We start from the raw sequence: 727 nt of genomic DNA on the forward strand, positions 1-727 counted from the left end.
CTCCCATCATAACGCATTGAAATACGGGATTCTTTTTCACTGAAAAAAGGAGCACAAAATCCCCCCGGCGGTTTATTATCTCTCGGTTCAGCATCGACCCAGCCATTCGCTATCGCATTCCGCGCGAACTTTRMCAATTCTTCATCTATATTTTCAAATGCATCATATATGTTTTGTACTCCTACTGAAAAAGGAAAAACATTCACATTACTTTCTTTTAATGTCATAAGTTCATGCCATGTAATCGAATTCTTTTCCTTTTTAAAAGCGTTTAAAGCACTTACTAGCTTATCAAGTTTAGATTCCGTTGCATCCCACATTTGTGATAATACAGTTTCAGAAATGCCATTCATTTGAAGGGATTGAGTTAAAACTTCTCTCCTTTCTAATTCATTACTCCGCGTATTACGTAATCTTCCTATTTGGTTCAATACAGTAGCAAAGATTTCTTTTTCCTTATTCAAAGTATTTGTAAGAGAATCGAACACTTTTAATCTTTCATTATGATCATCACTATTCATCGTAACATAATTCGCTTGTCCAAAAGATAAGGTCTCTTTATCGTGTATTACTTCTATCTTATTCCGTAATTGTATGTACATATCTTCCCAAGCTTTTAATTCATCTTCTATTAGCTTAATACTTGAATTATTACCATTAATATTTTGTTCCTTGCTAGATTCTATTAATAGTTGAACTTCTTTCTTCAATTGGTTTATTATTACAC

1 protein-coding gene is annotated in these 727 nt (G+C 32.8%); it reads right to left on the reverse strand.

Annotated elements, in window-relative coordinates:
* A partial coding sequence (locus AC1DTM_RS30065) for a gluzincin family metallopeptidase (protein ID WP_477001659.1) occupies positions 1-727 on the reverse strand: 727 nt, incomplete at both ends.

Source organism: Bacillus sp. P4_D3, assembly GCF_056401855.1.